At 41.9% G+C, this 289-nt stretch carries 1 pseudogene; it reads left to right on the forward strand.

From position 1 onward, the window contains the following. Window positions 1–189 (forward strand): annotated as a pseudogene (locus FJQ58_RS00280) (Crp/Fnr family transcriptional regulator); the annotation flags it as partial. Window positions 190–289 lie beyond the last annotated feature (100 nt).

Genomic DNA, 289 nt, shown 5'->3' on the forward strand with positions numbered 1-289 from the left:
ATGTTTATGTTCGCAGGCACCGTATCGACTAACCCTTGGATGATCCTTATCGGAACGATCATCTTGGTTGCAGGCACAAACGCCGGTAAATTCGGATTAGATTACTTCGTCCTGCCGTACCTGCGCAAGCTATTCTTAAAATTCAGTAATAATGATACTACTGCAAGTGGCAAGACGGTTATTCGTTAGATTAGCTCATAGGCAAGCCCCTTTGCAAGCTTCATGGCAGAGGGGCTTTTTCTATAAGCGTACTTGTTTCTTCTATCATTTCTGTCTATCATAAATAATT

It is taken from the genome of Paenibacillus paridis (assembly GCF_006345825.1).
Taxonomy (GTDB): domain Bacteria; phylum Bacillota; class Bacilli; order Paenibacillales; family Paenibacillaceae; genus Pristimantibacillus; species Pristimantibacillus paridis.